22 protein-coding genes are annotated in these 21,187 nt (G+C 66.9%); 13 read left to right on the forward strand and 9 right to left on the reverse strand.

Annotated features, from left to right (window positions below; translation table 11 throughout):
• The first annotated feature begins 83 nt into the window (after nt 1-83).
• Genes NU688_RS02650 through NU688_RS02660 form a run of 3 tightly spaced genes read left to right on the forward strand, consistent with a single transcriptional unit; the run spans nt 84 to nt 2,668 of the window.
• Nucleotides 84-1,673 carry a triacylglycerol lipase gene (locus NU688_RS02650; RefSeq protein WP_257858995.1) on the forward strand — a complete coding sequence of 530 codons (1,590 nt, stop codon included), beginning with the start codon at nt 84-86 and terminating at the stop codon, nt 1,671-1,673.
• Nucleotides 1,674-1,713: 40 nt separating this feature from the next.
• Nucleotides 1,714-2,127 carry a hypothetical protein gene (locus NU688_RS02655; RefSeq protein WP_257858996.1) on the forward strand — a complete coding sequence of 138 codons (414 nt, stop codon included), beginning with the start codon at nt 1,714-1,716 and terminating at the stop codon, nt 2,125-2,127.
• Nucleotides 2,128-2,131: 4 nt separating this feature from the next.
• On the forward strand, nt 2,132-2,668 hold the full coding sequence (locus NU688_RS02660) for a cysteine hydrolase family protein (RefSeq protein WP_257858997.1): 537 nt from the start codon (nt 2,132-2,134) through the stop codon (nt 2,666-2,668).
• A gap of 3 nt (nt 2,669-2,671) precedes the next feature.
• On the opposite strand, the gene NU688_RS02665 is transcribed toward NU688_RS02660, so the two are convergent.
• Both NU688_RS02665 and NU688_RS02670 read right to left on the reverse strand, forming a co-directional pair.
• On the reverse strand, nt 2,672-3,409 hold the full coding sequence (locus tag NU688_RS02665) for a metallophosphoesterase (RefSeq protein ID WP_257858998.1): 738 nt from the start codon (nt 3,407-3,409) through the stop codon (nt 2,672-2,674).
• Between the two features lie 9 nt (nt 3,410-3,418).
• The gene (locus NU688_RS02670) at nt 3,419-5,131 is read right to left on the reverse strand and encodes a CorA family divalent cation transporter (protein WP_257858999.1); all 1,713 of its coding nucleotides are present in this window, start codon (nt 5,129-5,131) and stop codon (nt 3,419-3,421) included.
• Nucleotides 5,132-5,264: 133 nt separating this feature from the next.
• On the opposite strand from NU688_RS02670, the gene NU688_RS02675 reads away from it, so the two are divergent.
• The 8 genes from NU688_RS02675 to NU688_RS02710 all read left to right on the forward strand — a co-directional run bounded on the left by NU688_RS02675 (nt 5,265) and on the right by NU688_RS02710 (nt 12,104).
• Complete coding sequence (locus NU688_RS02675; protein WP_257859000.1) at nt 5,265-5,936, forward strand: amino acid ABC transporter permease; 672 nt, start codon at nt 5,265-5,267, stop codon at nt 5,934-5,936.
• A 25-nt stretch (nt 5,937-5,961) separates the two neighbouring features.
• The gene (locus tag NU688_RS02680) at nt 5,962-6,615 is read left to right on the forward strand and encodes an amino acid ABC transporter permease (RefSeq protein ID WP_176658372.1); all 654 of its coding nucleotides are present in this window, start codon (nt 5,962-5,964) and stop codon (nt 6,613-6,615) included.
• A 52-nt stretch (nt 6,616-6,667) separates the two neighbouring features.
• On the forward strand, nt 6,668-7,465 hold the full coding sequence (locus NU688_RS02685; protein ID WP_257859001.1) for a transporter substrate-binding domain-containing protein: 798 nt from the start codon (nt 6,668-6,670) through the stop codon (nt 7,463-7,465).
• Between the two features lie 27 nt (nt 7,466-7,492).
• Complete coding sequence (locus NU688_RS02690; protein ID WP_308340278.1) at nt 7,493-8,248, forward strand: amino acid ABC transporter ATP-binding protein; 756 nt, start codon at nt 7,493-7,495, stop codon at nt 8,246-8,248.
• Nucleotides 8,249-8,258: 10 nt separating this feature from the next.
• Nucleotides 8,259-9,002: a sugar phosphate isomerase/epimerase gene (locus NU688_RS02695; protein ID WP_257859002.1), complete on the forward strand. Its 744-nt coding sequence runs from the start codon at nt 8,259-8,261 to the stop codon at nt 9,000-9,002.
• Between the two features lie 12 nt (nt 9,003-9,014).
• The gene (locus NU688_RS02700; RefSeq protein ID WP_257859003.1) at nt 9,015-9,968 is read left to right on the forward strand and encodes a sugar kinase; all 954 of its coding nucleotides are present in this window, start codon (nt 9,015-9,017) and stop codon (nt 9,966-9,968) included.
• Nucleotides 9,969-9,973: 5 nt separating this feature from the next.
• Complete coding sequence (locus NU688_RS02705) at nt 9,974-10,954, forward strand: D-glycerate dehydrogenase (RefSeq protein WP_257859004.1); 981 nt, start codon at nt 9,974-9,976, stop codon at nt 10,952-10,954.
• Nucleotides 10,955-11,078: 124 nt separating this feature from the next.
• On the forward strand, nt 11,079-12,104 hold the full coding sequence (locus tag NU688_RS02710) for a LacI family DNA-binding transcriptional regulator (protein ID WP_257859005.1): 1,026 nt from the start codon (nt 11,079-11,081) through the stop codon (nt 12,102-12,104).
• A 138-nt stretch (nt 12,105-12,242) separates the two neighbouring features.
• On the opposite strand, the gene NU688_RS02715 is transcribed toward NU688_RS02710, so the two are convergent.
• Complete coding sequence (locus tag NU688_RS02715; protein ID WP_257860490.1) at nt 12,243-13,895, reverse strand: GMC family oxidoreductase; 1,653 nt, start codon at nt 13,893-13,895, stop codon at nt 12,243-12,245.
• 212 nt (nt 13,896-14,107) lie between these two features.
• Between NU688_RS02715 and NU688_RS02720 the strand changes: the two genes are divergently transcribed.
• The gene (locus NU688_RS02720; RefSeq protein ID WP_257859006.1) at nt 14,108-15,667 is read left to right on the forward strand and encodes a serine hydrolase; all 1,560 of its coding nucleotides are present in this window, start codon (nt 14,108-14,110) and stop codon (nt 15,665-15,667) included.
• Nucleotides 15,668-15,686: 19 nt separating this feature from the next.
• Here the strand turns inward: NU688_RS02720 and NU688_RS02725 are convergent, their stop codons facing one another.
• Both NU688_RS02725 and NU688_RS02730 read right to left on the reverse strand, forming a co-directional pair.
• The gene (locus NU688_RS02725; protein ID WP_257859007.1) at nt 15,687-16,826 is read right to left on the reverse strand and encodes a DSD1 family PLP-dependent enzyme; all 1,140 of its coding nucleotides are present in this window, start codon (nt 16,824-16,826) and stop codon (nt 15,687-15,689) included.
• 13 nt (nt 16,827-16,839) lie between these two features.
• Nucleotides 16,840-17,502, reverse strand: coding sequence for an HAD family hydrolase (locus NU688_RS02730; protein WP_257859008.1), 663 nt, complete (start codon nt 17,500-17,502; stop codon nt 16,840-16,842).
• 72 nt (nt 17,503-17,574) lie between these two features.
• On the opposite strand from NU688_RS02730, the gene NU688_RS02735 reads away from it, so the two are divergent.
• Nucleotides 17,575-18,486, forward strand: coding sequence for a LysR family transcriptional regulator (locus NU688_RS02735; RefSeq protein WP_257859009.1), 912 nt, complete (start codon nt 17,575-17,577; stop codon nt 18,484-18,486).
• Between the two features lies 1 nt (nt 18,487).
• On the opposite strand, the gene NU688_RS02740 is transcribed toward NU688_RS02735, so the two are convergent.
• Genes NU688_RS02740 through NU688_RS02755 form a run of 4 tightly spaced genes read right to left on the reverse strand, consistent with a single transcriptional unit; the run spans nt 18,488 to nt 21,169 of the window.
• Nucleotides 18,488-18,853 carry a DUF2845 domain-containing protein gene (locus NU688_RS02740; RefSeq protein WP_257859010.1) on the reverse strand — a complete coding sequence of 122 codons (366 nt, stop codon included), beginning with the start codon at nt 18,851-18,853 and terminating at the stop codon, nt 18,488-18,490.
• A gap of 58 nt (nt 18,854-18,911) precedes the next feature.
• Nucleotides 18,912-19,370, reverse strand: a complete 459-nt coding sequence (locus tag NU688_RS02745; protein WP_257859011.1) for a RidA family protein — start codon at nt 19,368-19,370, stop codon at nt 18,912-18,914.
• Nucleotides 19,367-20,323: a transglutaminase family protein gene (locus NU688_RS02750; protein ID WP_257859012.1), complete on the reverse strand. Its 957-nt coding sequence runs from the start codon at nt 20,321-20,323 to the stop codon at nt 19,367-19,369. The genes NU688_RS02745 and NU688_RS02750 overlap by 4 nt, the downstream gene beginning before the upstream one ends.
• Before the next feature lie 24 nt (nt 20,324-20,347).
• Nucleotides 20,348-21,169 (reverse strand): basic amino acid ABC transporter substrate-binding protein, encoded by an 822-nt coding sequence (locus NU688_RS02755; RefSeq protein ID WP_257859013.1) that lies wholly within the window; start codon nt 21,167-21,169, stop codon nt 20,348-20,350.
• Between the last annotated feature and the right edge of the window lie 18 nt (nt 21,170-21,187).

Below are 21,187 nucleotides of genomic sequence, written 5' to 3' on the forward strand. Positions count from 1 at the left end.
CTTATGCCATGCGCCCTATGGCACGCACCGCTTCGGCACGGCACACTCGGGGCCTTCATGGGCCAGGAGAAGGCGATACAAAAATGAGCGGCAACCGCTATCCCATCATCTACGTGCGTGGCTATGCCATGACCGAATCCGAGCGCGACGAGACCGCGGCAGACCCGTTCTGCGGTTTCAACATCGGCTCCACGGTCTATCGCGCCACGGTCAAGAAAGACGCGCCCGCGCAGAAGTTCGTCTTCGAGTCGCCGGTGGTGCGCCTCCTGGCTGACTTCCAGTACCAGAGCGTCTACCAGAACGGCCTGGACATCCTGGACGACGACTGGAAGCCTTCGCCCGACGAGACCGGCAAGGACGTGGACGGCATCCCTTCCGCCTCGGTCATCATCTACCGCTACTACGACACCGGCTCCGAGCTGCTGGGCGACGGCAAGTCGCGCAACATCAAGTTCTACGCGCAGGGCCTGAGCAAGCTGATCCTGCGGGTGCGCGACCTCGTGGGGCAGCGAGAAGGGGCTGCCGCTGCAGCTGACTTTCGTTGCTACCTGGTGGCGCATTCGATGGGCGGGCTGGTGGTGCGCGCCTTCCTGCAGAACCCGGCGCTGGGCGACCCCGCGGCGCGGGCCTGCGTCGACAAGGTGTTCACCTATGCCACGCCGCACAACGGCATCGACATGGGCGGCGTCAACATCCCGGCCTGGCTCACGGCCAACGAGATGAACACCTTCAACCGCGAGAAGATGTCCGAATTTCTCGCCACGCCGGCCGTCAACGGCCGCATGGACTACCTGCCGGCCTCGGCCTTCCCGGCCGAGCGCTTCTTCTGCATGGTCGGCTCCAACCGCGGCGATTACGAAACCGCCAAGGGGCTCTCCCGCATGTTCGCGGGCCACGGCAGCGACGGGCTGGTGCGCATCGAGAACGCCTCGCTCTGGTCCATCGACGCGAACAAGAAGACGCAGCCCGTGGCCACCGCGTACGCCTTTCGTTCTCACTCGGGCTATTTCGGCATCGTCAATTCCGAGGAGGCCTATCAGAACCTCGTGCGCTTTCTCTTCGGCGATGTGCGCGTCGACCTCTGGTTCGACGTCGACGGCGTGACCTTACCGCCTGATCTGCCCAAGGACGCCGACATCGATGCGCTCTACCAGGTCGAGCTCCTGGCCGCGCCGCGCGGCAAGCGCTGGTACCTGAGCCGGCGCGTGGCCGAGGAAGACTCGCCCGCCTGCCGCACGCACAAGGAGCTGACCGACCCGAAGAAGCCCGAGCGCCGCTCGATCTATCTCTCGACCGTGTTCCTGGCCAACAAGGCCCGCGTCAACCAGGACCGCCCGACGCTGGCCTACGCCATGACGCTGGGCGTGCGCGTGCCCGACTATCAGGTGAACAAGAAGTTCTGGCTCGACGGGCACTACGAAGGAAGCTCTCTCTTTCGCGACACGCTGATCATCGAGATCGCGCCGCCCCAGGCTGACGACCCGGCGCAGAACTGGAACCTCAAGTACGGCTGGCAGACCGACACGGCGGGGCAGGCGTCGCTGCCGATCAGTCCGAAGCAGCTGGCCGGCGGCAAGCTGCAGTTCGTCGTGCCGCTCTCCAGCCTCGGTGCCGCAGCGGCGGCGCCGGGCATCTCCGGCAAGGTGCGGCTGGAGGTGAGCGCCTGGAGTTGAGGTCGCAGGCCATACGGATGGCCCCACAATCGCACCTCACATGCATTACCTCCTCTTCATCGGCGCGCTCATCTTCTTCGCGTTCATGACGCCGCTGAAGCTTGCGATCGCGATCTGCGCGCTGGTGCTGTTCGTGACGGTGGTGGTGAAGATCTCGGCGCAGGTCGTGGCGGGCGTGTCGCCGACCCTGGGCGAGTCGTTCAAGTCGGTGTTCTATGCCTCCCTGCTGGTGGCGCTGGTGTTGCTGGCCTACATGAGCTTCTCCAGCGGAACCGGCATTCACCATGTCGAAGGGCTGCCTGCGATTGCGGTGATGGTGGGGTTGTTCGTGGCCTACACGCTGGGCTTCCAGATCGGCATCGGTACCTCCTTCGGTGCCAGCGCCGTCGTCGCATTCATCTCGACCCTCTTGTCCGGTGCCATCCTCTGGTCGGTCAAGGGCATTGCCTTCTGACGCCATGAAAACTGCAGTTCTGGTCATCGATGTGCAGCGCGGCCTTTGCGACGATCCGCCGCGCCCGCACGAGGCACCGGAAGTGATCGAGCGCATCAACGCGCTCACCGTGCGAGCCCGCGCCGCCGGCGCACCGGTGGCCTTCATCCAGCATGAGAACGCAGTCGATCTGGAATTCGATTCCGAACGCTGGCAGCTGGCCGATGCACTGCAGATCGATGCGGCCGACACCCGGATCCGCAAGACCACGCCCGACTCCTTCCTGCGCACGCCGCTCGAAGCGTGGCTGATGGGGCAGGGTGTGCGGCGCGTGGTGATCTGCGGCTACTCGTCGGAGTTCTGCGTCGACACCACCACCCGTCGCGCGGCCGCGCTGGGCTACGAGGTGGTGCTTGCGGCCGATGCGCACACCTCGCACGACAAGCCGCATGCCACGGGCGCCTTCATCCGCGCGCACCACAACGCAACGCTGTCGGACATCACGAGCTTCGGTGTGCGCATCAGTGCGGTCGACAGCGCGGAGATCGTATTGGGCGATTGATCCTCAGGGCATGCGCCCGGTCTTGAGTGCATGGCCCCAGTCCGGCCGCCCGTTCTCGAGTGCCAGCCTCGCCATCGCCGTGTGGTCGTACGGAACGGCGACAAGCCTGGCGGTCCATTCGCCGTCGCGCTGCTCGACGATGGCATAGCGTGCATGGGGCGAGCCGGTCTCGACAGCATGCGGATAGGGGTGAATGTCGTCGTAGGCTGGCAGGCCGACGCTGCCCGGATTGACGATCAGTTGCCCGCCGGACGCACGCGCCACGCGCGGCACATGCGTGTGCCCGCAGGCGATCAACGTTGCATCGACATCGCCGGTCCGCGCATCGATCTCCGCCTGCGTGGCTGCGCGGAAGTTATCGGGCGCTACGGTCTCGAGGAAGTATTCGAGATCGCTCGCCGGTGTGCCATGGCACAGCATCACTTCCGCGCTGAAGCGGTGCGTGTGCCTCAGCGATGCGATCCAGGCAAATTCTTTCGCACCGAGTCGTGCGTGTGCGAACGCATCGGAGGCGCCGCGCCGGTCTGCGGGCACAGTGAGCAGTTGACGCTCGTGGTTCCCTGCAAGCTGAACCCAGTCCTGCGCCATCAGGAACTGCGCGGTCTCCAGCGGCATCAGCGGACCCGAGAGGCTGTCGCCCAGGTTGACGATGGCGTCCACGCCGCGGCGTTCGATGTCTTCGACCACGGCTTCGAGTGCGGGGAGATTTCCGTGAATGTCGGAGACGATGGCGATGCGCATCGGCAGACTCTAATCCGCCCCAGGCCGCCAGACCCGCGCCAACGCCGCCAGCTTCCCGCGAAACCCCAGCCGGTCGTTCGACAGCGCATCGATGAAATCCGACAGCCGCTGCGACTTCACCATCGTGTAGATCGTGAGCCAGGTCGTCGCGACGAACACCACGCCGAACCACAGCGCCTTGCGCCACAACGGCGCGTCGGCTTCGGCGAGCAGGTTCATGCCGAGGAAGCCCGTGGTGACGGTGCCGATCAAACCGAACAGCGTGACCACCGTGAGCCGCACGACGGTGCTGGCCTGCCGGCGCAGGCTGTCCGCATCGAGGTAGGTGTTCATGTCGGCGATGCGCGACTTGACCTCGTCGTAGAGCGGATCGAGCCCGAGGTGCGTGGCGCACATGTGCGAGAGCGCGCGCACCTGCGCCTGCTCGGAAATCTCGTGGAACCAGTAGCGGTGCGTGAAGCGCAGAAAGCGCTCGAAGCTCGAGCGGATCGCGCGCTTGAATTGCTTCACGCTCGGTGTGCTGCGGATGTCCAGCCGCTTGAGCGCCTCGACCAGCTGGTCCGAGAACATCAGGAGCGACGCTTTCTGGAAGTGCGCGATGAGGAACAGCAGGAAGTGCTGGTGCCTGAACTGCGCGAGCACCCCGCGGTCGCGACAGCAGAAGAAATCGGAGTGCGCATCGCCCACCACGATCAGCGCGTGGCCGTTGCAGAGATACCGCGTGTTGGGCGCTGCGCCCGCGTCGACCCAGAAGCGGTCGTAGCAGTACTTGTGCTCGAAGTCCGCGAGGTGGTGATCGGCGTAGGGCAGGTGGGCATCGGTCGTGCCCGCACCCGTCACCAGCGCGAGGCGCACGAAGTCGTCGCGCGTGAGGCGGCGCGGATCGTCCATCGAGAGGTACGCCATCACCGGCATGCGGTAGTACTCGATCTGGCGGTAGCGCAGCGTGCCGGGGTCTTCCGAATGGTCGCTCACCAGCGGCTGCATCAGGTAGGCCCAGTGCGAGGAGATGCGCGGCGCGCGGTGTTGCGCCACGTGCGAGAGAAAGCTCTCGCGCTGCTGCGCATCGGAACTCGCGAGCACGCGGCCGTCGGCGCCCAGCCATTCGACGCTCGCCATGCAATGCAGCGCGGAGCCGTCGGGCTCCCAGCCCGAGGGGTAGGCGCGGCCGAAGCGGTAGAGGATGTCCTGCGCCTCTGCGAGGCTCAGGTTGTTCACGCCGACTTCGAGGTTGAGCAGCACCACGTCGATGTCGAAGAAGAAGTAGAGGTCGCAATGCACCACGTCGAGCGTGATGGGTGCATCACCGGGCTGCGACACCACGCGCACGGCGGCGATGTCGTGGCGGCGGAAGATGCGCATTGGCGAATCGCCATCGCTGCCCGATGCCGAATCGTCCGCCTTGTTGCGCGAGCGCCCTTCGCCGTACAGGAAGCGCTGCACATACGGCAGGAAGCTCACGAACTCGTTGTAGTGCCGCTCGTGGAAGCGGCTGCTGTCGCCGGTGTATTCGTCGACCTCTTCGTGCCACGGGGAGGCATCGCCCATGTCGCGCAGCACCTGCCAGGGGCCGTGGTGCGTGGGCTTGGCATCGGGCGAGGGCATCAGCCGCAGGGGCCAGAGCAGGGCCTGCCTGAAATGCTGAACGACGGGAGTGCCGGGGGCGCCGGATGAGAGGGCATTCGCCTCTGTGGGCAGGGTGGCTGCAGGTGGGTTCAGCATCGCGCCAGTGTAGGCAGAAGGTAGGTCAAAACGCCCACCTAGGGGAATCCCTAGTCAGGCCTGAAACCGGTTTCATATAAGCTGCAAGCATTGCTTTTCGAGGCACGTGCACGGCCTTCGTGCACGCCGCACCATGAACTACCAGTTTCAATTCGACGCCGTCTTCGCTGCCTGGCCGTTGCTGCTCAAGGGCACGTGGATCACGGTCCAGCTCTCGCTCATCGCGACGGTGCTGGGCCTCCTGGTCGCGATCTTCTGCGCCTGGGGCAAGACCTCGGGGCCGGCGTGGCTGCGCTTCATCGTCAATGCGTACATCGAGGTAATCCGCAACACGCCATTCCTCGTGCAGTTGTTCTTTTTCTTCTTCGCGCTGCCGGCCATTGGCCTCCGGTGGTCGCCGCAGACGGCCGCGCTGGTGGCGATGGTGGTGAACCTGGGCGCCTACGCCACCGAGATCATCCGCGCGGGCATCGAGTCGATTCCCAAGGGGCAGATCGAGGCGGGCAGGGCGCTGAACCTCAAGCCCTGGGAAATCTTCCGCTTCGTCATCATCAAGCCCGCGCTCAAGGCGATCTACCCGGCGCTCACGAGCCAGTTCATCTTGCTGATGCTGAGCTCGGCGGTGGTGTCGGTCATCTCGGCCGACGACCTGACATCGGTGGCGGCCAACCTGCAGTCGCAGACCTTCCGCAGCTTCGAGATCTACATCGTGGTGGCCGCCATCTACCTTGCGCTGGCGCTGGCCTTCTCGGCGATGTTCAAGCTGATCTACAAGCGAACGCTCAACTATCCGGACCGCCGGTAACGAGAGCCGCACGGAAGACAACATCATGCGTACCTTCGGCTTTCCCGAATTCCTTTTCATCCTCGAAGCGGCCCAGTGGACGCTGGCGCTGTCGGCCATCGCTTTCGTCGGCGGCGCGATCCTGGGTTTGATCATCGCGCTCATGCGCACCTCCGATTCGGCCTGGGCGCGCAACGCGTCGATGGTCTTCATCCAGGTGTTCCAGGGCACGCCGCTTTTGCTGCAGCTCTTCCTGATCTTCTTCGGCGCGCCGGTGCTGGGGCTGGACATCAACCCGTGGATCGCCGCGGGCGTGGCGCTCATCCTCAACAGCGCGGCCTTCCTCGGCGAGATCTGGCGCGGCTGCATCGAAGCCATTCCGCGCGGCCAGTGGGAAGCGGCCGAGGCGTTGAGCCTGAAGTACGGTGCGCGCATGCGCGACGTGGTGCTGCCGCAGGCCTTCAAGATCGCGCTCGCGCCCACCGTCGGCTACCTGGTGCAGATCATCAAGGGCACATCGCTCGCGGCCATCATCGGCTTCACCGAGATCACCCGCGCGGGGCAGATCATCAACAACGCCACCTTCCAGCCGCTCATCGTGTTCTCGGTGGTGGCGGCGATCTACTTCGTGATCTGCTGGCCGTTGTCACTGCTGGCCGCACGCATGGAGCGCAAGCGCGCCCGGGCCCTCGCACGCTGATCGTCTTTCGTTTTTCTCGTCGCTTCCTTTCTTTATTCAGGAGACACAACCCATGACCCGTACCTCTACCCGCCGCGCAGCGCTCGCAGCCCTCGGCCTCGGCGCCGCCCTCACCGTGTTCGCGCCTTTCGCCTCGGCGCAAAGCGTGGCCGACATCAAGAAGAAGGGCGAGATCACCATCGGCATGCTGGTCGACTTTCCGCCCTACGGCACCACCGACGCTAAGAACCAGCCCGACGGCTACGACGCCGACGTGGCCAAGCTCCTGGCCAAGGACTGGGGCGTGAAGGCCAACATCGTGCCGGTGACCGGCCCGAACCGCATTCCGTTCCTGCTGACCAACAAGGTCGATCTCTTGGTCGCTTCGCTGGCCGTGACGCCCGAGCGCGCGAAGCAGGTGCAGTTCTCGCAGCCCTACGCGGCCGCGACCATCGTGCTGTACGGCGCGACCAAGACCCCCATCAAGACAGCGACCGACCTGAAGGGCCTGCGCGTCGGCGTGGCCCGCGCGTCCACGCAAGACGTGGCCGTGACCAAGGCCGCACCCGAAGGCACCGAGATCCGCCGCTTCGACGACGACGCCTCGGCCATGCAGGCGCTGATTTCGGGCCAGGTCGATGCGATCGGCTGTTCGGTCACCGTCGCCGCGCAAATCGCCAAGCGCGTGCCCGCCGGCACCTACGAAAACAAGTTCACGCTGGTGCAGCAGTCGATGGGCATCGCGATGCGTCCGGGCCAGGAAGAGCTGACCAAGGCGGTGAACGAGTTCGTGCAGAAGAACACCGCCAATGGCGAGCTGAACAAGCTGTACCAGAAGTGGCTGCAGGCCGACCTGCCCAAGATGCAATAAGCCGAAGCGCTTGAAGGAATCCCTGGCATGACGACGGAATCGATCATCCGCATGGAAGCGGTCAACAAGTGGTACGGTGAATTCCAGGTGTTGACCGGCATCGACCTGTCGGTGCGCCAGGGCGAGCGCATCGTGATCTGCGGGCCTTCGGGTTCGGGCAAGTCGACGCTCATCCGCTGCATCAACCGGCTGGAGACGGTGCAGAAGGGCCGCATCGTGGTCGATGGCATCGACCTCACGGCCGGCGGCAAGAACGTGGACGCGGTGCGCGCCGAAGTCGGCATGGTGTTCCAGCAGTTCAACCTGTTCCCGCACCTGACCATCCTGGAGAACTGCACGCTCGCGCCGATGCGCTCGCGCGGTATGACCAAAGCGCAAGCGGAAGAGGTGGCGATGAAGTACCTCACGCGCGTGCGCATTCCCGAGCAGGCCAAGAAGTACCCGAGCCAGCTCTCGGGCGGCCAGCAGCAGCGCGTGGCGATTGCGCGTGCGCTGTGCATGGCGCCCAAGATCATGCTGTTCGACGAGCCCACTTCGGCCCTCGACCCCGAGATGGTCAAGGAAGTGCTCGACACCATGATCGGCCTGGCCGAAGACGGCATGACCATGCTGTGCGTGACGCACGAGATGGGCTTTGCCCGCAGCGTGGCCGATCGCGTGATCTTCATGGCCGAAGGAAAGATCGTCGAGCAGGCACCGCCCGAAGAATTCTTCGGCAACCCGAAGGACGAGCGCACGCGCCAGTTCCTCGGCCAGATCCTCAGTTCCCACCAAGCCCATTGATCGCCCACTGATGTCATTCGAGGTCCTGATTTCTCTGTCGTCCTTCGGCGCGGCCGAGGTGGGGCGGCACGGCCAGCTCTGGTGTTCGCAACTTGCACGCACAGCTGGCGCCGATTCGGTCGAAGTGCGCGGCGAGATGCTGCGCGATGCGGACGCCGAACTGCCTGCGCTCAAAGGTCTTGCTTCTGTGTACTCCAGCCCTGAAGGCCTGTGGGCCGAGGGCGGCTGGCTCGACAGCGCGGCGCTCAAGCGCGGCATCGCCGCCGCCACGCGCGTCGGCGCGAAGCGGCTCAAGATGTCCATCGGCGATTTCCAGGCGTCCTCGCACGGCTCGCTCTGGGGCCTGAAGGTGGAGCTTGCCGAGACCCGCGTCGAACTGCTGATCGAGAACGACCAGACCGTGCGCGCCGGCACGTTGCCCGCATTGCAAGCCTTCTTCGATGCAACAGACCGCGCCGGCGTGTCGCTGGGCATGACCTTCGACATGGGCAACTGGCACTGGCTCGGCGAGTGCCCGCTGCAGGCCGCACAGGCGCTCGGCCATCGCGTGCGCTACGTGCACTGCAAGGGCGCGCAGCGCCTGCCGCACAAGTGGGTGGCGGTGCCGCTCGGCGATTCGGTCGCACCGTGGCGCGCGGTGTTGCGCGCCTTGCCCGCCGACGTGCCCCACGCCATCGAATACCCTCTGATGGGCGACGACCTGCTGGCCGTCACCCGCTCGCAAATCGACTTCATCCGCGCCGCACGGGCGTAGAACCCACCACACATGCCAGAACCCACCGCTTTCGATGTCGCCCTGTTCGGCGAGGCCATGATGCTGCTGGTGGCGGACCGCCCCGGGCCGCTGGAAAACGCAGAGGCGTTCCACAAGCGCACCGCGGGTGCCGAGACCAACGTGGCGATCGGCCTCTCGCGCCTGGGCCTCAAGGTGGGCTGGGCCAGCCGCCTGGGCACCGACTCGATGGCGCGTTCGCTGCTCGCGACGATGAAGGGCGAAGGCATCGACTGCTCGCACGTCATCTGCGATCCGGCGCAGCGCACCGGCTTCCAGTTCAAGGGCCGCGTCACCGACGGCAGCGACCCGCCTGTCGAATACCACCGCAAGGGTTCGGCCGCGAGCCAGATGGGGCCGGCCGATGTTGACGAAGCCTGGCTGCGCTCGGCGCGCCACCTGCACGCCACGGGCGTGTTCGCCGCGATCTCCGAGACCAGCCTGCAGGCTGCATTGAAGACCATGGATGTGATGCGTGCGGCTGGCCGCACGATCTCGTTCGACACCAACCTGCGCCCGACGCTGTGGTCTTCGACCGAGACGATGCGCCACTGGATCAACGAACTCGCCTCGCGTGCCGACTGGGTGCTGCCCGGCATCGAAGAGGGCCTGCTGCTCACCGGTCACAGCGAGCCCGAGGCCGTCGCGCGCTTCTATCGCGAGCGCGGCGCGAAGTTGGTGGTCGTCAAGCTCGGCGCCGAGGGCGCCTACTACGACAGCGACGTGGCCGGCACCGGCCGCGTCGAAGGCTTTCCGGTGAAGGAAGTGATCGACACCGTGGGCGCGGGCGACGGCTTCGCGGCCGGTGTGGTGAGTGCGCTGCTCGAAGGCAAGAGCGTGCCCGAGGCGGTGCGCCGCGGCGCGTGGATCGGTGCGCGCGCCGTGCAGGTGCTGGGCGATACCGAGGGCCTGCCGACGCGTGCGCAACTCGAAGAAGCGGGACTCTGAAGAACATGACGAAAAAGAACGTGCTCGTTTTCCGGCCCTTGCCCGAAGACCAACTCGCGCGCTTGCAGGCTGCGCACCACGTCACCGTGGCCGATCCGCGCAAGGAGCCCGAGGCCTTCGCCGCCGCGCTCGCCACCGCGAACGGTTTGATCGGATCGAGCCACACGGTCGATGCCGCGCTGCTCGATGCGGCACCGAAGCTCGAGGTGATCTCCAGCGTGTCGGTCGGTGTCGACAACTACCTGCTGGCCGAGCTGCACAAGCGCGGCATCGTGCTGTGCCACACGCCCGACGTGCTCACCGAGACCGTGGCCGACACGGTGTTCGCGATCCTCATGGCCACGCAGCGCCGCGTCGTCGAACTCTCGAACCTAGTGCGCGAAGGCCGCTGGACCAAGAACATCGGCGAAGAGCTTTTCGGCACCGACGTGCATGGCAAGACGCTGGGCATCCTGGGCTTTGGCCGCATCGGCCAGGCCGTGGCACGGCGCGCGGCGCTGGGCTTTGGGATGCCGGTGCTCTATCACGCACGCCGCCCGGTCGACCTGGCCGCGCAGGCGCCCGAGCTGCAAGGCCGCGCCACGCACACGCCGTTGGATGACCTGCTCGCGCGCGCCGACATCGTGCTCGCGATGCTGCCGCTGACCGAGGCCACGCGCGGCATGATCGACACCGCCTTCTTCGCGCGCATGAAGCCGGGGGCATCGTTCATCAACGGCGGCCGCGGCGCCACGGTGAACGAAGAGGCGCTGCTCCACGCGCTCGACCACGGCACGCTGCGCGCCGCCGGCCTCGATGTGTTCGCGAAGGAACCGCTGCCCGCCGATTCACCGCTGCGCACGCACCCGCGCGTGACGCCGCTGCCGCACATCGGCTCGGCCACGCACGAGACGCGGCACGCGATGGCGGAGCTCGCGACGACCAACCTGCTGCAGGTGCTGGCCGGAGAGAAGCCGACGGCGCCTTACGACACGACCGCCGCATGACTGCGACCCTGCTTTTCTCCCTCCCCCTCTGGGGGAGGGCTGGGGTGGGGGCAAGCGGCGCATCCATCGAGCGCTCTGCCTGCCCCCATCCCAACCTTCCCCCAGAGGGGGAAGGAGCAAGACCATGAAGCCCACGGGCCGCGCTACCATCGCCGATGTCGCCGAAGCGGCGGGCGTTTCCAAAGCCACCGTCTCGCGCTTCCTCAACCATCGCGAGCGGCTGCTCAGCCCCGACATCGCCGCCCGCGTCGAGGTGGCAATTGCGGCACTGGCCTATTCGCCGAGCCCGATGGCGCAAGCGCTGAGCCACGGCCGCTCGCGGCTCATCGGCCTGATCGTGGCGGACATCACCAACCCGTATTCGGTGGCGGTGCTGCGCGGCGCCGAGAAGGCCTGCCAGGACGCCGGCTACCTCGTGATGCTGTTCAACCTCGGCAACGAGAGCGAACGCGAGCGCGAGGCCATCGATGCACTCGCGGGCTACCAGGTCGATGGCTTCATCCTCAACACGCTCGGGCGCGGCAGCAACGTGGTCGATGCGGTCACGCTGCATGGCAAGCCCGCGGTGCTGGTCGACCGCCGCCACACGGGCATGCACACCGACTTCGTTTCGCTCGACAACCATGCGGCGATGCAGGCCACCTGCAACCACCTGGTCGAGGGCGGGTATCGCGAACTGCTCTACGTCACCGAGCCGCAGAAGGGCGTGAGCTCGCGGCGCGAGCGCACGGCCGCGTTCGGCGCATGCGTGTCGGCGCACGAGCCGCGCGTGGCGGGCGAGGTGTTCGAAAGCGTCGAAGGCGAGGGCGATGCGCTCGATGCCGCGCTGACCGCCTTGCGCAAGCGCGCCAAGCGGGGCCGCCGCGCCGCCGTGGTCGCGGGCAATGCCGTGGTCACGCTGCGTGTGGCGCAGGCCATGGCGCGCCTCGGCCTGCATTTCGGTGACGACCTGGGCTTCGTCGGCTTCGACGATCCCGAATGGGCCTCGCTGATCGGCCCGGGCCTGAGCACCGTGGCACAGCCGACCGACGCCATCGGCCGCACCGCCGCTACATGCCTGATCGAGCGGCTGCGGGGGCTGGATTCTGCGCCACGCCAGCTTCTGCTTCCAGGGGAGCTGATGGTGCGGGGCTCGTCGCAGGCGCGATAGGGTGCTGTCCCACCAATAGCTGCGCATGAAATCGCGCCTTTCGCGCCAGGGCGGCGTTGCAAATCCTCGCGATACCGACGGTATCGCTGCGGTTTGCGCCTTGCCCTGACGCGAAACGCATCGATTTCATCTGCGCAGCTATTGGTGGGACAGCACCCTGGCGTCCTGCACCGCGCGATCGAAGGTGATCGGCCCGCGCATCCAGTCGGCCGCACGCTCGGCAATCATGATCGTCGGCGCATTGGTGTTGCCACCGATCAGCGTCGGCATCACCGAGGCGTCGACCACGCGCAGGTTCTCGATGCCGTGCACGCGCAGTTTCGGATCGACCACCGCCATCGCATCCACGCCCATCTTGCAGGTGCCCACCGGGTGGTAGATGGTGTCGGCGCGCGCGCGGATGTGCTGCGTGAGCTCTTCGTCGGAGTGCGCATCGGCCGTGTAGACCTCGCGGTGCCGGTACTTCTCGAGCGCCGGCGCGCGCAGGATCTCGCGCATCTTCTTCACGCCCTGCAGCAGCAGCGCCATGTCTTCGGCGTCGGAGAGAAACCGCGGGTCGATGCGCGGTGCCGACAGCGGGTTCGCATCGTTCAGCCGCACGTCGCCGCGGCCCTTGGGACGCAGCACGCACACATGGCACGAGAAGCCGAAGCCCGCATGCAGCTTGCGCGCATGGTCGTCGGTGATCGCGATCACGAAATGCAGTTGCAGGTCGGGCCGGCGCAATTCGCGCGACGACTTGATGAAGGCGCCGCCTTCGGCAAAGGGTGTCGCGACGAGGCCCTTGCCGCTCTTGCGCCACTCGAAGATCGCCTTCATCAGCTTCAACCCGGCTTTCACGCCGATGCCGAAAAGGTCGGTGTCCTTCGAGGTGTAGGCGAGTATGAAATCCGTGTGGTCCTGCAGGTTCTGGCCGACGCCCGGCAGCGCATGCCGCACCGCGATGCCGTGGCGGCCCAACTCGGCGGGGTCGCCGATGCCCGAGAGCATCAGCAGTTGCGGCGAGTTGAAGGCGCCGCCGCACAGCGCCACTTCGCGATGCGCGCGGATGACTTCGGTGGCGCCGCCGCGCCGCACTTCCACGCCGGTGGCGCGGCTGTCCTCGAGCACCACGCGCAGGGCCTGCGTGCCGGTCAGCACCGTGAGGTTGGGGCGGTTCATCACCGGGTGCAGGTACGCCGCGGCCGCCGAACAGCGCTCGCCGTTCTTCGCGCCGCCGTGGAACTGCGTGACCTGGTAGAGGCCCGCGCCTTCCTGCTCGGCGCCGTTGAAATCGTCGTTGCGCGGAATGCCGCACTCCGCGGCCGCCCGCACGAAGTCTTCGGTGATCGGACGCGGGCTCTGCTGCTCGGACACCTGCAGCGGCCCGGCTCCGCCGTGCATCGCACTCTCGCCGCGCTCGTTGCCTTCGGCACGTTTGAAGTACGGCAGCACCTCGTCGAACGACCAACCCGCGCAGCCGGCGCGCGCCCAGTCGTCGTAGTCGTCGCGATGGCCGCGCACATAGAGCATGGCGTTGATCGCGCTCGATCCGCCGAGACAGCGCCCGCGCGGCTGGTAGCCGCGGCGCCCGTTCAGGCCGGGCTGCGGCACGGTCTGGTAGGCGTAGTTGTTGATCTTCGGGCGGCCCGGCAGCATCGCCACCGTGGCGGTGGGGGCCCGCACCAGGATGCCGCGGCCGTCGCCGCCGGCTTCGATCAGGCAGACCGTCACGCCCGGGTCTTCGCTGAGACGGGAGGCCAGCGTCGCGCCGCCGGAGCCACCGCCCACGATCACGTAGTCGAATTCCATGGCGCTCATGTTCCTTTTGTTGTTGCGGCCTGCCGGGCGGGATCGACTGTAGGAACAACGCGCAGACGGGCACCTAGCGTTTTCCCGTTGGTCGAAGGTATGCAGCCGGCCGCAGCTCCCGGGTTTCCCCTGCCACCCGCGACAGGGGATTGACAGGTCCTTGCACCAAACTGATGCAACCTGTCCATCCGCAAGACAAGGAAGCCAACAACATGCAAGAGACAACAACGATCCCTTCCGCCATCTCGCGCCGCGGCCTGCTGCGCCTTTCCCTCGGCGGCACCGCCATGGCCTCGCTGCCTGGCATCGGCTGGGCCGCCACCGGCGCCGCTGCACCGGTCTTTGCCGACGGCCTGCCGCGCAGCCGGCCCGAGGCGCAGGGCATCTCGCCCGCGGCGATCCTCGCCTTCCTCGACGATGCGGAGCGCGGTGCGTTCGAACTGCACAGCTTCATGCTGTGGCGCAACGGCCATGTGGTGGCCGAGGGCTGGTGGGACCCCTACAAGCCCGAGCGCCGGCACATGACGCACTCGCTCACGAAGAGCGTGACCGTGTGCGCGGTGGGCATGGCGATTGCCGATGGCAAGTTCAGCCTCGACGACAAGGTCGTCTCCTTCTTCCCAGAGCACCTGCCGCCTACCGTCAGCGCCAACCTCGCGGCGATGACGGTGCGCGACCTGCTGACGATGCGCACCGGCCACGAGTCGATGGTGTCGGGCTCGGTGTGGCGGCCGATCCGCACGAGCTGGATCGCGGAGTTCTTCAAGATCCCGGTGGTCTACACGCCGGGCAGCAAGTTCGTCTACACGAGCGCGGCCACCTACATGCTGTCGGCCATCGTCACGAAGACCACGGGGCAGTCGACGGCCGATTACCTCAAGCCCCGCTTCTTCGATCCGCTGGGCATCACCGGCTACGAGTGGGACGTGGGGCCCGAGGGCATCTCGCCCGGCGCCAACGGCCTGAGCTGGAAGACGGTCGATTCGCTCAAGCTCGGCATCCTGCATGCGCAGAACGGCCAGTGGAACGGCAAGCAGATCCTCACGAAGGAATGGGTCGCGTCGGTGCACCAGCCGCACACCAAGGACCGCTATGGCTACCAGTGGTGGCTGGGCCAGCACGGTGCCTACAACGCCGACGGATTGTTCGGCCAGTATTCGGTGGTGTTCCCCGAGCAGAACGCGGTGCTCGCGCTCAACTCGGCGCTGCCGCCGAAGGCAGGCTTCAATGCGGGCATTCTGTACAAGCACTTTCCCGCGGCGTTCGGCAACACGCTGCCGGCCAGCGAGCGGGACTACGCCACGCTGAAGAACCGCACGCGCACGCTGCAACTCCTCCCGCCGGTGAAGGCGACGAGTTCTCCCGTCGCGGCGAACGTCTCGGGCGTGCGCTTCGACTTTCCCGAGAACGCGGAGAAGGTGAAGTCGATGCGCCTCGACTTCACGGGCGACATCTGCACCTTCACGATGGAAGACGACCGCGGAACGCACAAGGTGCAGGCCGGGTTGAAGAAGCCCTTCGAGGGCGACACCACCATCACCGGCAACAAGCTGCACCACGAGTACCAGCCCGACGTGATGCGCGTGGTGGCCAGCGGCGAATGGCGCGACGCGCGCACCTTCGTCATGACGTGGACCTTCGTCGAGTCGGCGTTCCGCGACACGGTGGAGTGCCGCTTCTCGGGGCCGTACATGCGCTTCGACCGCAGCGTGAACGTCAACTCCAGCGCGACGGAACTGCCGACGCTCACGGGGACCCGCGCGAAGGCTTGAGACAGCTGACTGAGACCGGTCACCAGCCGTGGAAGCGGCCCCAGGGCTGCAGCGCGCCGTCTTCGGCCAGCGCCTGGTACTCGGGGAATTGCGCGCCGGTGGCGCACGCGTGGTTGGGCAGGATGCGCAGGCGCGTGCCGATCGGAAAGCGCGTCGCAATGTCGGTGTCGGGCGCACCTTCGCGCGACAGGATGCCGTGTTCCTGGTTCGCACCGCTGAGCACGTAGCCGTCGAGCACCGCGCCGTCGAGCCCGCAGACCTGGCCGTAGCCGTAGTCGCGCTTCTGTTTCTGCGTGCCGCGGTCGCGGCTCATCGCCATCCAGCCCGCATCGACGATGGCCCAGCCCTTCTCGACCTGGTGGCCGATCACGGTGGTGAGCACGCTCAGCGCGATCTCGTCCGTGTCGCACACGCCGACGTTGCGCATCACGAGGTCGAAGAAAACATAGACGCCCGCGCGCACTTCGGTCACGCCATCGAGGCGCTCGGCCATCAGCGCCGTCGGCGTGGAGCCCACGCTGACGATGGGGCAGGGCAGGCCCGCATCGCGAAGCCGCTGCGCGGCGCGCACGCAGCCGGCGCGCTCCTGCTCGGCCATGGCCTTGAGCGCTTCCGGCGTGTCGAGGTCGTAGCTGGAGCCCGCGTGCGTCATCACGCCGGCGAGGCGCATGCCGCCGTCGTGCAGCACGTGGGCAACCGCTAGCAGCACGTCGTCGTCCGGGCGGATACCGGAGCGGTGGCCGTCGGTGTCGACTTCGATCAGCACCTCGAAGACTTCGCTGTTCGCGCGGCCGAACTCGGCGATGGCGCGTGCCGAGGCCACGCCGTCCGTGATGATCGAAAGCGCGCAGCCGCGGCGGCGCAGCTCGAGCGCATGCGGCAGCCGGTGCTGTGCCATGCCCACCGCGTAGAGGATGTCGGTAAAGCCCGCGGCGAAGAACTGCTCGGCCTCCTTCAGCGTGGAGACGGTGATGCCCTGCGCGCCCGCATCGCGCTGCGCGCGCGCCACGTCGATGCACTTGCTGGTCTTCACGTGCGGCCGGAAACGCACGCCAAGCGCGTTCATGCGCGCCTGCATCCGCGCGATGTTGTGCTGCATGCGCGGCCGCTCGACGATGGCGGCGGGCGTGTCGATGGTGAAGAGAGAAGGGGTGTTCATGAAGGAGTTCCGTTCAGGCAATCGAAGCGAAGGATTGGAGCCACGGCAGCGCGGGTGCGAGCGTCGCGGCCTGTTGTTCAGGCGGTGGCGCACCGTTCGGCAAGGCGAGCCCCACGCGGTTGTGCCAGAAGGTGCGCAGGCCCACCGCCGAGGTGCCGAACATGTCGTAGCCCGAGCCGGCGACGAAGGCGGCATCGCTCGCCTGCACGCCGAGGCGGTCGAGCGCCATGCGGTAGGGGCGCGGGTCGGGCTTGTAGAAGCCGGCTTCTTCGGAGGTGACGACCACGTCCCAGTCGACGCCGAGCAACGCCGCTGCGCGATGGCCAAGCCGGCGCGAGCAGTTGGTGACCACCGCGAGCTGGCAGTGCGGCTTGAGCGCCTGCAGCAGTTCGCGTGCGCCGTCCCATGCGGGCAGTTCGTCCCAGTGCGCTTCGAGCGCATCCGGTGCGGTGTCGGCCATGCCGGTGTTGCGGGCGGCGTCTTTCACCAGTTGCTCGTAGGGCACGTAGGCGCCGCAACCGTAGGTGAGCCGCAGGTATTCGGCGCGCCATGCACGGCCCTTTTCCTCGGAGCCCGCCGCGGCATTCCACACGGTCCAGGAGTCGAGCAGGGCTGTGAGCAGGTCGAAGAGCACGGCGCGTGGGTAGGCGTTGGTTGGGGAAACGGGGGCTTGCATGGGTACGGACTGTACGTTTCAAAGCCTTCGTTGTGCTTCAATGCGAACTCATCAATCGTTAAGCACAGATTAATGATTCAGATCGAAGACATGCAACTGGCGGCTGCTCTACTGCGCGAGCCGTCCCTGAGCGCCGCGGCGCGCTCGCTCGATGTCACGCCACCCGCGCTGTCGATGCGGTTGCGCAAGCTCGAAGCCACGCTCGGCTTGTCTCTCGCCACCCGCACCGCGCGGCGGCTGAGCCTCACGGCCGAGGGCGAGCGCTTTGCGCGCGAGGCCGCGGCGCTGCTCGGGCAGATCGAGGGCCTGCGCGAATCGATGCAGCGCGACGACCGCCGGCTCACCGGCACGCTGCGCATCGCCGCGCCCTTCGGCTACGGCCGGCAGTACGTGGCGCCGATGCTCGCGCGCTTCGCCCGCCTGCACCCGGGCCTGCGCATCCAATTCGACCTGCGCGAGACGCCATGGCCCGACCGGCACGATGCCGACGCGATCATCCACATCGGCACGGTGCACGATTCGTCGTGGATCGCGCGAACACTCAGCGCCAACGAGCGCTGGCTGTGCGCGAGCCCCGACTACCTGCGTGCGCGCGGCACGCCCCGCGTTCCGCGCGATGTGATGACGCACGACTGCATCGTCATCCGCGAGAACGACGAAGACGTCACGCTGTGGCATGTGCGCCGTGCCGCGAAGCCAAAGGCCTTGCGACGAGTGGGCGCGCGCGAAACGCTGCGCATCGCACCGGCCTTCGTCACCAACGACGGCAGTGTGGCCCGGCACTGGGCCGAGCAGGGCATGGGGCTGGTGCTGCGCTCCGAATGGGATGCGGCCGATGCGATCGCGCGGGGCTCGCTGGTGCGGGTGCTGAAGGACTGGGCGTTCGACAGCGCACCGGTGGTGCTGCTGGTGCCGACCCGCAAGGGGCGCACGGCGCGCGTGCAGGCGTTGATCGAGTTTCTGGGGGAGAGCTTCGGCAGCTAGGTCACTGCACCCGGTCGCCGTCGCGCACAGACTCGACCGCGCCGTTGTAGAACCGCACGATCCCGAGGAAGTTGCCCTGGCCGCGGTGGTAGGTCCAGTCTTCCATCGGAATGCATTGCTGGCTGATGATCTGCCGCGTGCCGCCGCCGCGCAGGCCCGGCGCGACGATCACTTCGACTTGCGGGCGCGGGACGCAGACGATGTCCTTCAGGACCGGCTCGCCGCATTTGTTGAGGACGGAGAACTTCGATTCGCCGGCGCCTGCGAGAAAGCCGCCGCAACTGAGCGATTGCGCAGAGGCGCCGACCGGGTGCATGGCTGCGAACAGAAGTGCAGTCGAGGCGAGGGTGCGCAGGACGATGTTCATGGTTTTGAAGGCTTCAAAAAAAAGCCCCGACCGGCGGGGCGCTTTTTCTTCTGCCGGATCAGCCGACTTCGGCGATCAGCTCGATCTCGACGCAGGCGCCCATCGGGACCTGTGCCACGCCGAACGCGCTGCGCGCATGCGCGCCCTTTTCGGGGCCGAAGACTTCGGCGAAGAATTCGCTCGCGCCGTTGGTCACGAGGTGCTGCTCGGTGAAGGTGCCGACCGAGTTCACGAGGCTCATCACCTTGACGATGCGCTTGACCTTGTTGAGGTCGCCCACGGCCGCGTGCAGTGTGCCCAGGAGGTCGATGGCGATGGCGCGTGCGGCCTGCTTGCCTTCCTCGGTGGTGATGTTCAGGCCGAGCTGGCCGGCCCAGACCTTGCCGTCCTTCTTGGCGATGTGGCCCGACAGGAACACGAGGTTGCCGGTCTGCACGAAGGGCACGTAGGCGGCGGCCGGGGCCGAGACGGGGGGCAGGGTGATGCCGAGGCTGGAAAGTTTGTCGTAAACGCTCATGGAGACTCCTTGTCTTGGGATGTCGATTGTGTCTGGCTTTGCGGCGCGAGCTGGATCACTTCCCCCACCGGCTGCACGGTCACCCCGACGCTCAGCGTGTGCCTTGCGCCGCCATGCAGTACGCCGCGCATCGGCGAGACGTCGGAGTAGTCGCGGCCGATGGCCAGCGTGACGTAGTCCTCGCCCGGCTGGCGACCGTTGGTGGGGTCGAAGTCGGCCCAGCCGCCAGCCCCGTCATCTTTGCCGGGCAGGTACACCGACACCCACGCGTGCGAGGCATCCGCGCCCACCAGCCGCGGCTGGCCCGGCGGCGGTTGCGTGAGCAGGTAGCCGCTCACGTAGCGCGCGGGCAGGCCCAGGGTGCGGAAGCACGCGATCATGATGTGCGCGAAGTCCTGGCACACGCCCTTGCGCTGGGCCAGCGCCTCGACGGCGGGGGTGTTGATCTCGGTGCTGTCGGCGTCGTAGTCGAAGTCGCGGTACATGCGCTCGGTGAGGTCCATCGCCACATCGAAGGTGGGGCGTCCGGGCACGAAGCTCGCGCGCGCATAGGCGGCGAAGTCGTCGTGGCGCGGCACGTAGGGCGAGGGAAAGACGAACTCGGAGGCCGCATCGAAAGTGGCGTCCTTGCGGAAGCGGAAGCGCTCGCGCACGGTCTCCCAGGGCAGTTCGCGGGCGATGGCGCCCGAGAGCACCGGCACCGAGGTATCGACCACGCTCTCGGCCGTGACCACCAGCCGGTCGTGCGTGGCTTCGAGCGCGAAGAAGGCGCGGGTGTTGCCATACACATCGGGCAACTCGCCGCGCTGTGCCGGTGGCGGATCGATCGTGAGCAGGTGGCTCACGAGCCGCTGTGAACCGGTGGCCAGTGGCTTCAGGTGGGCCAGGTGCTGCGCCGTCTCGACCGGTGGTGCGTACTCGTAGCGGGTTTCGTGGGTGACGTGCAGCAGCATGGCGTTGTCGTGGCGATGGACTTCTTACTTCGACGCCGCGCCGAAGTGCGAGGCGTAGATCTTCGCGTAGGTGCCGTCGGCCTTGATGTCCGCCAGGCCCTTGTCGATCTTCGCCAGGAGCTCGGCATTGCCCTTCTTCACCGCGATGCCGTATTGCTCGGCCGGAAAGCCCACATCGCTCACCGTCTTGAAGCCGCCCGCAGCGTTGTTCGCGAGGTAGTGCGCCACAACGCCGTTGTCGGCCACCACGGCCTGCACGCCGCCGGCTTCGAGCTCCTTGAGCGCGAGCGGGGTCGATTCGAAGCGCTTGATGGCGGTGCTCGACTTGCCCAGCAGCTTGCCCACGACCTCGTCGCCGGTGGTGCCGTTCTGCACGCCAACCTTCAGCGTCTTGATGTCCTCGAACTTCGCAACGGGCGAGTCGCTCTTCACCGCGATGAGCTGCCTGGCTTCGAAGTAGGGCTGCGAGAAGTCCATGGTCTGGCGGCGCTCGTCGGTGATGGTGATGGAAGACACCAGCAGGTCGCGGTCGCCCTGGTCGAGCGAATTGAAGATGCCTTCCCACGGCGTGTTGACGAACTTCACCTCGATGCCGGCCTTCTGCGCGACGGCCTTCACCACGTCGATGTCGAAGCCTACGACCTCGCCCTTTTCGTTCTGCAATTCGAAGGGTGCGTAGGCCGCGTCGGTGCCCACGACCAGCGCGCGCGCCGCGGCGGGCGGCGGTGGTGCTGAAGCGGCTGCGGGCGCGGCGGCTTCCTGCTTGCCGCAGCCGGCGAGTGCAAGGCCGACGAGAAGTGCAGCGGCGGTCAGCGTGAAACGGCGGTTGATGGCGATGCCTGACATGGAGATGCCTCCTTCGAA

Origin of the sequence: Variovorax sp. ZS18.2.2 (genome assembly GCF_024701975.1) — a bacterium.
Classification (GTDB): domain Bacteria; phylum Pseudomonadota; class Gammaproteobacteria; order Burkholderiales; family Burkholderiaceae_C; genus Variovorax.